Origin of the sequence: Neoroseomonas marina, from assembly GCF_012927745.1 — a bacterium.
Lineage (GTDB): Bacteria > Pseudomonadota > Alphaproteobacteria > Acetobacterales > Acetobacteraceae > Neoroseomonas > Neoroseomonas marina.
Genome location: NZ_JABBKX010000001.1, coordinates 213,384 through 226,312 on the forward strand (window position 1 = coordinate 213,384; position 12,929 = coordinate 226,312).

Annotated in this window: 16 protein-coding genes; 9 read left to right on the forward strand and 7 right to left on the reverse strand. The window is 73.0% G+C overall.

What is annotated here, in order from left to right; all coding sequences use genetic code 11:
• Window positions 1-19: 19 nt before the first annotated feature.
• Together GWK16_RS01055 and folK are read right to left on the reverse strand one after the other, a co-directional pair.
• On the reverse strand, window positions 20-394 hold the full coding sequence (locus GWK16_RS01055; protein WP_170052121.1) for a VOC family protein: 375 nt from the start codon (window positions 392-394) through the stop codon (window positions 20-22).
• 7 nt (window positions 395-401) lie between these two features.
• Window positions 402-929: a 2-amino-4-hydroxy-6-hydroxymethyldihydropteridine diphosphokinase gene (folK, locus tag GWK16_RS01060; protein WP_170052122.1), complete on the reverse strand. Its 528-nt coding sequence runs from the start codon at window positions 927-929 to the stop codon at window positions 402-404.
• A gap of 65 nt (window positions 930-994) precedes the next feature.
• Between folK and GWK16_RS25095 the strand changes: the two genes are divergently transcribed.
• Together GWK16_RS25095 and GWK16_RS25100 are read left to right on the forward strand one after the other, a co-directional pair.
• Complete coding sequence (locus GWK16_RS25095) at window positions 995-1,630, forward strand: LabA-like NYN domain-containing protein (RefSeq protein WP_170052123.1); 636 nt, start codon at window positions 995-997, stop codon at window positions 1,628-1,630.
• A complete protein-coding gene (locus GWK16_RS25100; protein ID WP_170052124.1) occupies window positions 1,627-2,259 on the forward strand; it encodes a uracil-DNA glycosylase family protein in 633 nt (210 codons plus the stop codon). Before GWK16_RS25095 ends, GWK16_RS25100 begins: the two co-directional genes overlap by 4 nt.
• A gap of 62 nt (window positions 2,260-2,321) precedes the next feature.
• Here GWK16_RS25100 and GWK16_RS01075 read toward each other — a convergent pair whose 3' ends face one another.
• The 5 genes from GWK16_RS01075 to dapA form a co-directional block, all read right to left on the reverse strand.
• Window positions 2,322-2,870: a glutathione peroxidase gene (locus GWK16_RS01075; protein WP_170052125.1), complete on the reverse strand. Its 549-nt coding sequence runs from the start codon at window positions 2,868-2,870 to the stop codon at window positions 2,322-2,324.
• Window positions 2,863-3,531, reverse strand: a complete 669-nt coding sequence (locus tag GWK16_RS01080) for a sulfite oxidase-like oxidoreductase (protein ID WP_170052126.1) — start codon at window positions 3,529-3,531, stop codon at window positions 2,863-2,865. Before GWK16_RS01080 ends, GWK16_RS01075 begins: the two co-directional genes overlap by 8 nt.
• A 90-nt stretch (window positions 3,532-3,621) precedes the next feature.
• Entirely contained in the window at window positions 3,622-4,506 is an 885-nt protein-coding gene (locus GWK16_RS01085; RefSeq protein ID WP_170052127.1) for an alpha/beta hydrolase family protein, read from the reverse strand.
• Window positions 4,503-4,994: an SsrA-binding protein SmpB gene (gene smpB, locus GWK16_RS01090; protein ID WP_170052128.1), complete on the reverse strand. Its 492-nt coding sequence runs from the start codon at window positions 4,992-4,994 to the stop codon at window positions 4,503-4,505. The genes GWK16_RS01085 and smpB overlap by 4 nt, the downstream gene beginning before the upstream one ends.
• A 160-nt stretch (window positions 4,995-5,154) precedes the next feature.
• On the reverse strand, window positions 5,155-6,033 hold the full coding sequence (gene dapA / locus GWK16_RS01095) for a 4-hydroxy-tetrahydrodipicolinate synthase (RefSeq protein WP_170052129.1): 879 nt from the start codon (window positions 6,031-6,033) through the stop codon (window positions 5,155-5,157).
• A 107-nt stretch (window positions 6,034-6,140) separates the two neighbouring features.
• Between dapA and GWK16_RS01100 the strand changes: the two genes are divergently transcribed.
• From GWK16_RS01100 to GWK16_RS01130, 7 genes are all read left to right on the forward strand, one after another.
• On the forward strand, window positions 6,141-8,102 hold the full coding sequence (locus GWK16_RS01100; protein WP_170052130.1) for a lytic transglycosylase domain-containing protein: 1,962 nt from the start codon (window positions 6,141-6,143) through the stop codon (window positions 8,100-8,102).
• The gene (locus tag GWK16_RS01105) at window positions 8,099-8,950 is read left to right on the forward strand and encodes an alpha/beta fold hydrolase (protein WP_170052131.1); all 852 of its coding nucleotides are present in this window, start codon (window positions 8,099-8,101) and stop codon (window positions 8,948-8,950) included. Before GWK16_RS01100 ends, GWK16_RS01105 begins: the two co-directional genes overlap by 4 nt.
• Window positions 8,947-9,396, forward strand: a complete 450-nt coding sequence (locus GWK16_RS01110) for a phosphatidylglycerophosphatase A family protein (RefSeq protein WP_170052132.1) — start codon at window positions 8,947-8,949, stop codon at window positions 9,394-9,396. The genes GWK16_RS01105 and GWK16_RS01110 overlap by 4 nt, the downstream gene beginning before the upstream one ends.
• A gap of 2 nt (window positions 9,397-9,398) precedes the next feature.
• Window positions 9,399-9,881: a CinA family protein gene (locus tag GWK16_RS01115; RefSeq protein WP_170052133.1), complete on the forward strand. Its 483-nt coding sequence runs from the start codon at window positions 9,399-9,401 to the stop codon at window positions 9,879-9,881.
• A 98-nt stretch (window positions 9,882-9,979) separates the two neighbouring features.
• Complete coding sequence (locus GWK16_RS01120) at window positions 9,980-10,960, forward strand: Bug family tripartite tricarboxylate transporter substrate binding protein (RefSeq protein ID WP_170052134.1); 981 nt, start codon at window positions 9,980-9,982, stop codon at window positions 10,958-10,960.
• A gap of 101 nt (window positions 10,961-11,061) precedes the next feature.
• Window positions 11,062-11,697 (forward strand): YcbK family protein, encoded by a 636-nt coding sequence (locus GWK16_RS01125; RefSeq protein ID WP_170052135.1) that lies wholly within the window; start codon window positions 11,062-11,064, stop codon window positions 11,695-11,697.
• A 5-nt stretch (window positions 11,698-11,702) separates the two neighbouring features.
• Window positions 11,703-12,836, forward strand: a complete 1,134-nt coding sequence (locus GWK16_RS01130; protein ID WP_170052136.1) for a DUF2252 family protein — start codon at window positions 11,703-11,705, stop codon at window positions 12,834-12,836.
• The last annotated feature ends 93 nt before the right edge of the window (window positions 12,837-12,929 follow it).

The window sequence follows — 12,929 nt, forward strand, 5'->3', positions numbered from 1 at the left end:
CAAGACGAGAGAGGCCGGCCTATGGCCTGGGAAAGGCCGCCGCCTCGATCTTGTTCCCGTCGGGGTCGAGGATGAAGGCCCCGACATAGGCGGTCATGGCCGCGCCGCGGTCGCCCGGGGCGCCGTCATCCGTGCCCCCGAGCCGTATCGCGGCCCCGTGGAAGGCCCGGACGGCGTCGGCGTCCGGTGCGCGCAGGCAGATATGGGCGCCGGGGTTGGCGGCGGGCAGGGTCCCGGGCCGCAGGTTCAGCCAGAACTCGGGGTAGCGCTTGCCGAAGCCCACGGTCCGCTCCCGCGTCACGAGCCGTGTGAGGCCGAGGGGTGCCAGCACGGCCTCGTAGAAGGCGGCGGACCGCTCCAGATCCGCGACCGGAATGGACACATGGTCGATCATGCGCCGATCAGACCCCCTTCCCGCCCGCTTCGTCGAGCCGCCGGATGGCCTGGTCCGCGACGGTGGGCAGCAGCGTCGCCATCGGCCGACCCAGGACGGGGTGGACCCAGCCCGGCGAGATCTCGGCCAGGGGGCGCAGCACGAAGGCCCGCAGATGGGCACGCGGATGCGGCAGGAGCGGCGGCGCGCCCTCCCTCACCCGGCCGCCGAGGTCGACCAGGTCGAGGTCGAGGACCCTCGGCGCATTGGGATAGGGCCGGGCGCGGCCGGCCTCCTCCTCGATGGCGTGCAGGGCGGCGAGCAGCGCCTCGGGGGTCGTTTCGCCCTCGAGCAGCGCGGCCCCGTTCACATAGGCCGGCGAGCGCGGATCGGGCGGAATCGGCGCCGATTCCCACCAGGAGGAAACGGCGATCAGCCGCATCCCCGGAATGGTCGCCAGCCGTCCCGCGGCCCAGCGGCAGGTCTCGATCGCCGGCGTGCCGTCGGCGCGCGGCAGGTTGGCCCCGATGGCGACGACCGCGCGCTCAACGGCCATGACAGGTCCCGAGGATGCGTGTAGCGGACGCCGCGGACGGGACTTGCGACGGAATGGATGGATTCATGCGGCGATCGAGCGGTGCGGAACGGGTCGGGGTCTTCGTGGACGGAGCGAACCTCTACCACAGCACGCGCGCGCTGGGGTTCGAGGTCGACTTCGCCGCGATGCTCGAATTCTTCGGACGGTCGACCTACCTCGTGCGCGCCTTCTACTACACCGCGCTGCTCGAGACGGAGGACTATTCCCCCCTGCGGCCGCTGACCGACTGGCTCGCCTACAATGGCTGGCAGGTGGTGACGAAGCCGGCCAAGCAGCAATCCGACCCGACCGGGCGCGTGCGCCTGAAGGGCAACATGGATGTCGAACTCGCGGTGGACATGCTGGAACTCGCGCCGCAGCTCGACCACGTCGTGCTGTTCTCGGGCGACGGGGATTTCCGCCGGCTGGTGGAAGCCGTGCAGCGCATGGGCGTGCGGGTGACGGTGGTGTCCACCGTGCGGTCCCAGCCGCCGATGATCGCCGACGAGTTGCGGCGGCAGGCGGATGCCTTCATCGACCTGGCGGAGATCGCGCCGGAGCTGACGCGGCGCCAGACGGAGCCGCGGACGCGCGCCCCGGTCCCGCCCGCCGCGCCGCGCCCGGGCCGGGCGACGCCGGCCGATCCCTATGGCGACGCGGCGCCGGAGCCGGAGGCGTGAGCGCGGCGCCGGGATACGACTGCCCGCTCTGCCCGAGGCTGGTGGCCTATCGTGAGGCGAACCGTGCGGCGAACCCTGCCTGGCACAACGGTCCGGTGCCGTCCTGGGGGCCGCGGGATGCGCCGCTGCTCGTCCTGGGCCTCGCACCCGGCGTGCGCGGGGCGAACCGCACGGGGCGGCCCTTCACGGGGGATTATGCGGGGCGGCTGCTCTACGGGACGCTGCTGAAGTTCGGACAGGCGACCGGGCAGTTCCTGGAATCGCCGGATGACGGGCTGGAACTGACGGGCTGCCGCATCGCGAACGCGGTGCGCTGCGTGCCGCCGGAGAACCTGCCGACCCCGGCCGAGATCCGCACCTGCAACGGCTTCCTGAAGGCGGAACTCGCAGCGATGCCGCGGCTGCGGGCGGTGCTGGCGCTCGGCGTCGTGGCGCACAACGCGCTGCTGCGGGCGAAGGGCATTCCGGCCGCACGCTTCGCCTTCGCGCATGGGGCGATCCATGCGCTGCCCGATGGCCTGCTGCTGGCGGATTCCTACCATGTCAGCCGCTACAACACCTCGACGCGCCGCCTGACGCCCGAGATGTTCGAGAATGCCGTTTCGGCGCTGTTGGAGCGCCTCAAGTAACGGGTTCCGAGGGCCTTTCGGCCCTCGGCAGGGGAGCGCGAGGGGGCGGCGCCCCCTCGCCTTCAGGCGCCGGGTGCAGCGAGCGCCGTATCGATCGCCCGCGTCAGTTCGATGCTGTCCGGCGTCACCCGGGTGGCGAAGCCGCGCACGCTGCGCCCGTCGCGCGCCACCAGATACTTGTGGAAGTTCCACCGGGGCTCCCCGCCGCCCTTGGCAGCCGCCCAGCGGAAGAAGGGATGCGCCTGCGCCCCGCGCACGTGGGAGATCGCGGCCATCGGGAAGTCGATGCCGAATTGCGCGTCGCAGAAGGCCTTCACCTCCTGGTTCGAACCGGCTTCCTGGTTGAAGTCGTTGGACGGCACGCCGAGCACGACGAGGCCGCGCGCCTGGTAGCGTTCGTGCAGCCGCTGCAGCGCTGCGTATTGTGGCGTGTAGCCGCAGAAGGACGCGGTGTTCACCACGAGCAGCGCGCGCCCGCGCCACGCCGCGAGGTCGAGTTCCCCGCCGTCCAGGGACGGGAATCGGAAGGACCAGGCGTCCGGCTCGGCCGCCGAGGCGGCGGCGGTCACGAGGGGCACTGCCAGCAGGGAACGGCGCAGCACATCAGCCATAGCGCTCCTCCATCCAGGGATCGCCGCGGTTGTGGTAGCCGCGGACCTCCCAGAAGCCGGGCCGGTCGGCGGCGAGGAGTTCCACCCGCGTGATCCATTTCGGGCTCTTCCAGAAATAGAGCTTCGGCAGGACGAGGCGCACCGGACCGCCATGCTGGCGCGTCAGCGGCTGGCCTTCCCAGGCGTGGGCGAACATGACATCGGCGCCGGCGAAGTCCTCGAGGCTGAGGTTCGTCGTATAGCCGTCGTAGCAGGTGAGCGAGACGAAGCGCGCCTCGGGCTTCGGCTGCGCGAGGGCGAGGATGTCGGCGACCTTCACCCCCTCGAAGCGGTTGTCATACCGGGACCACTGGGTCACGCAGTGGATGTCGACGACCATCTCCGATTGCGGCAGGGCCAGGAAGCCGTCCCAGTCGAAGGCGAGGCGGTTCTCGACCAGCCCTTCCACCCGCAGGCGGAACTTCGCCTTGGACACGTCCGGCTGCACCCCAAGGTCGAGCACCGGCCAGTCCTTCACCAGCGTCTGGCCAGGGGGCAGGCGGTCGCGCTCGGGGTCGGCGGTGGTCCCGGTCAGGAGCCGGCCTTCCTCCGCCCAGCGTTCCTTGGTCCGGATCAGCTTGTCCTTGACCGCGCCGGTCACGGGAATGTCGTCGTCGGGCATCGGAGACTCCCTTCGTTGATCCAGATGCGGCCCGCGCGGCCTGTTGCAAGGCCCAGCAGCTGCAGGACCGGTGCTCGCCGGCGCGCGCCGTCAGCGCAGCCCGTCGAGAAAGCGCGTCGCCGCGGCACCGGCCGGCACCGGGCGATCGTCGATCCGGTTGATGAGCTGGTAGGGGGTGGGGACGCCGCGCGGGTCGGGCTGGGGCAGCGCCTCGAAGCGGAGGGGCGCGCCCGCCGCCGCGGCCCAGGCCGTCGCCGCCGCCCGTCCCTGGCCGCTGCCTCGCCGCTCGCCCTCGACCTGCAGCCACAACACCGGGGCGACGGCGCCGGTCGCGAGCCGCCCGGCGGCGGCAGCCAGCGGCTGCGGGGCACAACCGGCGTCCGGCATCGCCGTGCTGCGCGGCGCGAAGGGTGCCGCGACGATGGCCGCGGTGACGCCGGCCGCCTCCGGCAGACCCAGCAGGCCGAGCGCGGCCCAGCCGCCGCTGCCGACCCCGGCCAGGACCGTCCCCTCGGGCGCCACCCCGGGCAGCGACCGGCCATAGGCGAGTGCGACGGCCAAATCCGCCGCCTCGGCCCGCGCCATCGCCGCCGCACCGTCCTCGGGGCAACCGGGGCCGAGGGCGTGGCGCCGGCCGCCGCTCGGGGCGTAGCCGCGGCGCACCACGGCGAGCACGGCCATGCCCCGCTCGAGAAAGAAGCGTGCCTCGTTCGACCAGCAGAAGATCTCAACCGATGCGATGGACGAGGCGCTGCGGCGGGTCGCCGCCGTCACCGCCGGATCGTCGTGCGTGAGGAGGGCGAGCGGCCGCGCCTCCTCCCCCGCCGGGCGGCAGGCCCGCGCGCGCAGCACCGCCCCGCCCGGCAGCGGGATGGCATGGGACTGCTCGCGCCACTCCCCCTGCGGCGCATCGAGCGGCGCGGCAGCCGCCGGCAGCGCGAGCAGCAGCGCGATCGCTGCGCGCCAGGCCCTCATTCCTCGCCCTTGTTGCGCATCATGCGCGACTTGTCGCGCTGCCAGTCGCGCTCGGCGATGGCGGCGCGCTTGTCGTGCTTCTTCTTGCCTTCGGCGAGGCCGAGCAGGACCTTCGCCCGGCCGCGGTCGTTGAAGTGGATGTCGAGCGGCACCAGCGTCGCGCCTTCCCGCGTGATCGCGCCCGTCAGCGACTGCACCTGCTTGCGGTGCAGCAGCAGCTTGCGCGGCCGGCGCGGCTCGAACTTCGCCATGAAGGACCCGGCCTGCCATTCGGGGATGTAGCAGTTGAACAGCCACATCTCCCCGTCGCGCTCGCCGGCCCAGGCCTCCGCGAGGGTGGCGCGGCCGGCGCGCAGGCTCTTCACCTCGGGGCCGATGAGCTGGAGCCCCGCCTCGATGGTCTCGCCGATCTTGTAGTCGAAACGGGCCTTGCGGTTCTGCGCGGCGATGCCGTGCGAGATCAGGCCCTTCTTACGCGGTTCGGTCACTCGTTCCTTGCCCTCAGACGCCGGGCGGCCGGCATCCGCCGGCCTTGGCTTCGCGCGGGCTTGTAGCACCGGCGCGGCGGTTGGTCGCGCGCGGTCGCGCTTCGCGCTCCCGGCCCGAGGCAGGGGCCTCGGGCCGCCTAGATGTGGGGAGTCCCGCCGTTCAGTTCAGCAGGCCGACCGAAACCATCGCCTCGCGCACCTTCGCCTTGTTGGCGTCCGACACCGGCGCGAGCGGCAGGCGGCAATGCTCGGTGCTCTTGGCCAGCAGGCTCGCGGCGTACTTCACGGGGCCGGGCGACGTCTCGCTGAACATCGCGTCGTGCAACGGCACCAGGCGGTCCTGGATCGCCATCGCCTCGCCGGCGCGGCCCTCGCGCCAGGCCTTGTGCATCTCGGCGCACAGGCGCGGGGCGACGTTCGCGGTGACGCTGATGCAGCCCGTCCCACCCGCGGCGTTGAAGGACAGCGCCGTGTGGTCCTCGCCCGAAAGCTGGATGAAGTCGGCCCCGCAGGCGCGCTTGGTGTGCAGCGGGCGGGTGAGGTTCGCCGTCGCGTCCTTCACGCCGACGATGTTCTTGTGCTTGGCCAGCCGCGCCATCGTCTCGACCGACATGTCGATCACGCTGCGGCCGGGGATGTTGTAGATGAACAGCGGCAGGTCCGCGGCATTCGCCACCGCGGTGAAGTGCAGATACATCCCTTCCTGCGTCGGCTTGTTGTAGTAGGGCGTGACGACCAGCGTGGCATCCGCGCCCGCCTTCTTCGCGTGCTTCGCGAAGTCGATCGCCTCGGCGGTGGAGTTGCTGCCCGCCCCGGCGATCACCGGCACGCGGCCGTTCGCCGCCTCGACGCACAGCTCCACGACGCGCTTGTGCTCGTCATGGGAGAGGGTCGGGCTCTCGCCCGTGGTGCCGACGGGGATCAGCCCCTCGGTGCCTTCGGCGATCTGCCACTCGACCAGATCCTGGAACGCCTTCTCGTCCAGGGAGCCGTCCGCCTTCATGGGCGTGATCAGCGCAACCATCGAGCCCCTGAACATGACGACGTCCTCCTCCTGTGCCGCGGCGATCGGGGAACCTAGGCGCGGGCCCACCCCGGGGCAAGGCCGCGGGACAAGCGCCCCCTGGATCGGCTAGGTAGGTAGCCATGCGCAGACTGCTGATCATCGCCGCCCTGGCCCTGCCGCTGCCCGCCGCGGCCCAGCCCTGGGCGCCCGAGGGCGCCCGCGTCGCCGGCCGCCAGGCCATCGCCGCCGCCGGCGCCGGGCGCTGGGGCGAGGCCGAATCCTATGTCGGCGCGGCGGATCCGCTGGCCGCCAAGATCGTGCTCTGGATGCGGCTGTCGAACCGTGCCGCGCCGGCCTCGGCCGCGGAGCTCGTATCCTTCCTGGCCGAGAATCCCGACTGGCCCCTGCCCGACACCATGGCCCGCCGCGCCGAGGCCGCCCTGACGGTCGAGGGCGACGACGGCCTCGCGCTGCGCCACTTCGCCCGCTACCCCGCGCGCACCCTGCCCGGCACGCTGCGCCATGCCGAAGCCCTGGACCGCGCCGGCCGCGGCCGGGAAGCACGCGATGTCCTGCACCGCGGCTGGGCGGAGAGCCCCGGAGACGTCATCGCCGAGGACGCGATTGTCCTGCGGTTCGGCTCGGCCCTGACCGAGGACGACCACTGGCGCCGCTTCGACCGGCTGGCCTTCGCCCGGGATTTCGCCGGCGCGGGCCGCGCCGCGCAGCGCCTGTCCGGCGCGCGACGCAACGCCGCCGACCTGCGCCTCGCCCTGGCACGGGAGGATGATTCCGCCCTCGCCGTGCGCGCCCCCGACATCGGCGTCGCCTATGAGCAGGCCCGCCTGCTGCGCCGCCGCGACCGGGACCAGGAAGCGGCCGCCGTCTGGTCCACCGCCGAACGCCTGCAGGCCGATCTGCAGGGCGAGGCCGCCCGCGCGGTCTGGGCGGAGCGCCAGGTGCTGTCGCGGAAGCTGCTGCGCCTGGGCCAGGAACGCGACGCCTATCGCGTCGCCGCCGCGCACGGCCAGTCGGCGGCCGGCGAGTCGCGCCAGGACGGCGAGTTCCTGGCCGGCTTCATCGCCCTGCGCCGGCTGAACGACCCCGCCCTCGCCGAACGGCACTTCGTGGGCGTCGGGCAGGACAGTCGTTCGGTCATCACCCGCGCGCGCAGCGCCTACTGGCAGGGGCGCGCGCTGGCCGCCCGCGGCGACCAGAACGCCGCGCGCACGCGCTACACCCAGGCCGCCGAGTTGCCGGTCGCCTTCTACGGGCAGCTCGCCGCGCTCGCGATCGGGGAGGACGAGGCGCGGCTGTCCGCCCGCGTCGCCCGCGCGACCGTCCCCGCCGTGACGACGCCGCGTGCGGCGGACTTCACGGCACGGGAACTGACGCGTGCGGTCCTGACTCTGGCCGATCTCGGCGATACGCGTCGCGCGCGCATCTTCCTGCTGCGGCTCGAGGACCTGGCGAATGACGGCACCGACCGGATGCTCACCGCGCGGCTGGCGACGCATATCGGCCGGCCGGACCATGCGGTCTGGATCGCGCGCCGCGCGGGCGCCGATGGCGACATCCTGCTGCCCGAAGGCTGGCCCGCGCCCTACCGCCCACCGGTCTCGAGCCCCGAGCCCGCCTACATCAACGCCATCACCCGCCAGGAGAGCAACTTCGACACCGAGGCGGTGTCCGGCGCCAATGCGCGCGGGCTGATGCAGCTGCTGCCTTCGACCGCGACGCTGGTCGCGCGGCGGCTCGGCACGCCCTTCCAGCTCGCGCAACTCACGGCGAGCCCCGAGACCAACATGCGGCTCGGCGCCGCGTATCTGGACGAGATGCTGGCCCGCTACGACGGGGCGTTGCCGCTGGCCGCCGCCGCCTACAATGCGGGGCCGGGACGCGTCGACCAGTGGCTCGGCACCTATGGCGACCCGCGCGGCAGCGACGTCGACGTGATCGACTGGATCGAGCAGATCCCCTTCTCCGAGACGCGCAACTACGTCCAGCGCGTGATCGAGAACGTCATCGTCTACCGGGCGCAGGATCCCTCGGCCGCGGGGCGCGCGCATCCGCTCGCGCAATACCTGCGGCGTGGTCCGTGACGCCGCGGCGCGTCAGCGTCCCGGCACGCGACGGGCTGATCCTCTCGGCGCTGGACTGGCCAGGGGCGCCCGGCCGCGCGCCGGTGCTGATGCTGCCCGGGATCTGCCGCAACGCCCTCGATGCGAGCGGTCTCGCGGCGCGGCTGGCCGGCCCCCGCCGCCTGGTCGCCTTCGACTACGCCGGCCATGGCGAGAGCGAGCGGCCGGCCGATCCGCGCCGCTACCAGCCGGAACTGCTGATCCGCGACATCATCGACATGATGGCGGCGATGCATCTTCACGGCGTCGCGCTGGTCGGGACCTCCTTCGGCGGGCTGGCCGCGATGGCGATCGCGGCGCTGCGGCCGGCCGCGCTCCGCGCCGTGGCTCTGAACGACATCGGGCCGCACATCGAGCATGTCGGGCGCGAGCGCGTCGTCGAATTCATCGGCCGCGACCATCGCTTTCCCTCCTTCGACGCTGCGCTCGCCTGGTATCGCGAACACCACCCTCCGATGCCGCTGCTCGACGAGGAAGGCTGGCGCCGCTTCGCCCGGCGCACCTACCGCGAGGGCCCGGACGGCATCTGGCATCCGCGTTGGGACATCCGCATCGCGCAGCAGGCGATCGGCGCCGCGGCGGGTCCGCCGCCGGACCTCTGGCCCTTCTTCCGCGGCCTCGGCCGGCTGCCGCTGATGCTGGTCTGGGGCCAGGCGAGCACGCTGCTCTCCGCCGACACGGTCGCCGGCATGCAGGCGATCCGTCCCGACATGCAGGTCCTGGCGCTGCCCGGCACCGGACACGCGCCGACGCTCGACGAGACCCCGGCGGCCGCGGCGATCGACGCCTTCCTCGAGGCCGTGCCATGAGCCCTTCCCTGGCCATCGCGACGCTGGGCGGCATCGGGCGCCTGAAGCCGGCGCCGGGGACGTGGGGCTCGGCCGCCGTGCTGCCGGCGGCGTTGCTGGGGCCGGCTTGGGCGCTCGGCCTCGCCATCGCGGTCGCCGTCATCGGCTGGCTGGCGCTGCGCGACTTGTTCGCCGACGACCCGGACCAGGATCCCGGCTGGGTCGTGGTGGACGAGGCGGCCGGAATGCTGCTGGCCCTCGCCGCGCTGCCGGCGTCGGCGGGATGGGTCGGCGTCGGCCTCGCCTTCCTGCTGTTCCGCGCCTTCGACATCCTCAAGCCCTGGCCGGTCTCCTGGGCGGACAATCTCGGCGGGCCGGTCGGCGTGATGCTGGACGACATCCTCGCCGGTGCGATCGCCGGCGCCTTGCTGATCCTGCTGGGCGCCTTCGCGCCGGGAGTTCTTTGACCATGCTGCCGGACGCAACCCTCGACCAGGCGCGCGCGCTGCTCGCGGCGCTGGACGCGCGGGGCGAAACCCTCGCCACCGCGGAATCCTGCACCGGCGGCCTGATCGCCGCCGCGCTGACGGCGATCGCGGGGTCCTCGAGCGTCGTGATGGCGGGATTCGTCACCTATTCCAACGCGGCGAAGATGCGCATGGTCGGCGTGGCAGAAGCCTCGCTCGCGGCGCATGGCGCGGTCAGCGAGCCGGTGGCGCGCGAGATGGCCGAAGGCGCGCTGCGCGAAGCGGGCGTCGACGTCGCGCTGTCCTGCACCGGCATTGCGGGACCCGGCGGGGCGACGCCGGGCAAGCCCGTCGGACTGGTCTTCATCGGCTGCGCGCGGCGCGGTGCGGCGACGATCGTCGAGCGCCACGTCTTCCCCGGCGACCGCAGCGCGGTGCGCGCGGCGACGGTCGCGGCGGCGCTGCGCATGGCGATGCCGGGATGACCGCGCCCTGATTTGACAGTGCGCTTCCGACCGGGCTCCCTGCCCGCATGAACGCCGTGTCATGCGGCGCAAGCAAACGGACCGGAAGGAAACGTCCCATGGATCGTCGCAGCCTGCTGCGCGCACTCGGCGCTGCGCCGCTCATGCCTGCCCTGCCTGCCGTCGCGCAGGGCACGCCGGGCTGGAAGCCCGACCGGCCGGTGCGCTTCGTCGTCGGCTTCGCCGCGGGCGGCAGCACGGACACGACGGCACGGCTGGTGGCGAACGCGATCGGCGGGACGCTCGGCCAGCCCGTGGTGGTGGAGAACCGCGTGGGCGGCGCGGGCAACATCGGGTCCGAGCACGTCGCGCGCAGCGCGCCGGACGGGCTCACCTATGTCGTCGCCTCCGTCGGCACGCATGCCACCAACCAGTTCCTCTACAAGAGCCTGCCCTTCCACGTCGCCAACGACTTCACGCCGGTGTCGCTGGTGCTCGTCAGCGGCGCGGTGGCGGTGGTGCATCCCTCGCTCGCGGTGCGCAGCGTGGCCGAGCTCGTCGCCTATGCGCGCGCCAATCCGGGCAAGATCAACATCGGCACCAGCGGCGTGGGCAGCACGCAGCATTTCGCCGCGGCGCTGTTCGAACAGCGCGCCGGCGTGCAGTTCACCCACATCCCGTATCGCGGCGGCGCGCCGGCCATGTCGGACCTCGTCGCCGGCCGGCTCGACCTCGTCTTCTCGCCCCTCGCCGAAACCATGTCCTTCATCCAGAGCGGCCAGGTGCGTCCCCTCGGCATCAGCCGGACGGAACGGATGCCCGCGCTGCCCGACATCCCGCCGATCGCCGACACCGTGCCGGGCTACGCCTTCAATTCCTGGATCGGCATCTTCGGCCCGGCGCGGCTGCCCGCGAACATCGTGCAGACGATGTCGCAGGCGATCACCGCCGGCGTCCGCTCGCCCGAGGTGAACCAGCGCATGACGAGCCTCGGCTACCTGCCGGTCGGCGGCGGGCCGGAGGCGATGGCCGACCTGCAGCGTCGCGACCTGGTCCTGATGGAGGAACTCGTTCGCCTGACCGGCGCCAGCGCCGATTGAAGCGCCGCGCGCGCGGCGCGCAGGCAACACTCGCCGCGCACGTGCCGCGGGAATCGCAACGCCCGTTGCTCCCGTCCCGCCGGAGGGAGCAAGGTTCACGTATGGTTGATGTTCCCAGCCTGGCGCGACTGCGGCGCCGCGCGCTGCTTGCGGGCCTCGGCGCCGTCATCGGCGGCGGGGCGGCGTGCGCCGATGTCGTGCCGTCCGTGGAGACGCCGCCGGCGGGCGTGCCCGACCCGGCATCCCCCGCCCCGCAGCCTGAACCGCAGGTCCAGGCGCCGCCCGAGCGCGAGCGCTGGATCTGGGTGCAGAACAATGCCGGCGAGGAAGTCGCCGTGGCCTATCGCGCCGGCCAGAACTACAACGTCGCCGCGCTGGTGCGCCTGCAACGCCTGTTCCGGGACCTGCGCGCCGAGACCGCCGGACCCATCCCGCCGCTGCTCGTCGACATGCTGTCCCTGCTGCAGGAACGCTTCGGCTACACGCGGCCGCTCAAGCTGATCTCGGGCTACCGCACGCCGGCGACCAACGCGATGCTGCCCTTCGCGGCGCCGAACTCGCTGCATATGCGCGGCATGGCCGCCGACATCATCGTGCCGGGCTTCTCGCAGACCGACGTGGTGAACCAGGCGATGGCCCTGTCCAACATGCTCGGCTTCATGGGGATCGGCTGGTACGGATCCTTCACCCATGTGGACATCGGGCCCAAGGCGAACTGGGCCCGCATGATCAACTAGCGCCCATGCCGCGCGACGTGCCGGAGATCGTCGCCTCGACGGAACGCTTCGAGCGCTGGCTCCGCGCCCGGCTCGGGCGGTTGGCGGACGAGGAGGACCTCGTCGTCAAGCACCGCCGCATGGCGGACAATCCCTTCGCATTCCTGCGCGCGACCTATTGGCGCTGGTGCGAGACCGTCCCTGATCTCTCGGGCGCGCCGCGGACCCTCGCGGTCGGCGACGTGCATGTCGAGAACTTCGGCACCTGGCGCGACGTGGAAGGGCGCCTGGTCTTCGGCGTGAACGACTTCGACGAGGCGGCCGAGATGCCCTGGCCGCACGACCTGCTGCGGCTTGCGACCAGCGCGCTGCTCGGGGCGGAGTTCGCGGGCGTGGCGCTCCCTGCCGCGCCGCTCGCCGCCACGCTGCGCGAAGCCTATGCGCAGGGCATCGCCGCGCCCTGCCCCATCATCCTGGACGCCGCGCCCGTCCTGCGCCGGCGGCTCGAGGTCGTGAGCGAAGCCGCGCGCGCGGCCTTCTGGGCAAAGGAGAATGCCCTCGCGGCGAAACCCCAGCGCGTGGAGGTGCCGCCGGCCTTCGCCGCCGCGCTCGGCGCCGCCTTCCCGCCGGGAGCGACGATCACGGCCCTCTATCGCCGCCAGGCGGGGCTCGGCGCGCGTGGCCGGCCGCGCTTCGCGGCCATCGCGTCCTTCCAGGGCGGATCGGCGGTGCGGGAGGCGAAGGCCATGCTGCCCTCCGCCTGGACGCTGCTCCCCGGCCAGGGGCCCGAGCGCAACCGAACCGCGGCGGCGGCATCGGGGCGCTACCGCTCGCCCGATCCGTGGCTGGTGGTCGCGGACGGCATCGCGCGGCGGAGGCTCTCGCCCAACAACCGCAAGATCGAGTTTCCGGCGGACGAGGGGACGGCCACCACGCCCCTGCCACTGCGCCCGCGCGTGCTGCGGGCGATGGCGCGCGACCTCGGCGCCATCCACGCGGCGACGGACGAGGCGCAGGCGGCAATCATGGCCGCCCTCGAGGACGGGCCGCACGATGCGGCATGGCTCGCGCGGGAAGCCGAGGCCATGGCGCAGCGCGTGCGGAAGGACCAGAGGGCCTTCCGCCGCCATTGGCGGGCAGCGCAACGCGAGAACGGCTGAACCTTCGCCGCCGGGCGAAGGCCGATGCCATCATCGGCCCGCCTTCCTCACCCGACCGGAAGAACGCCGCGCCGCGGCCAGCTGCATGTGCCG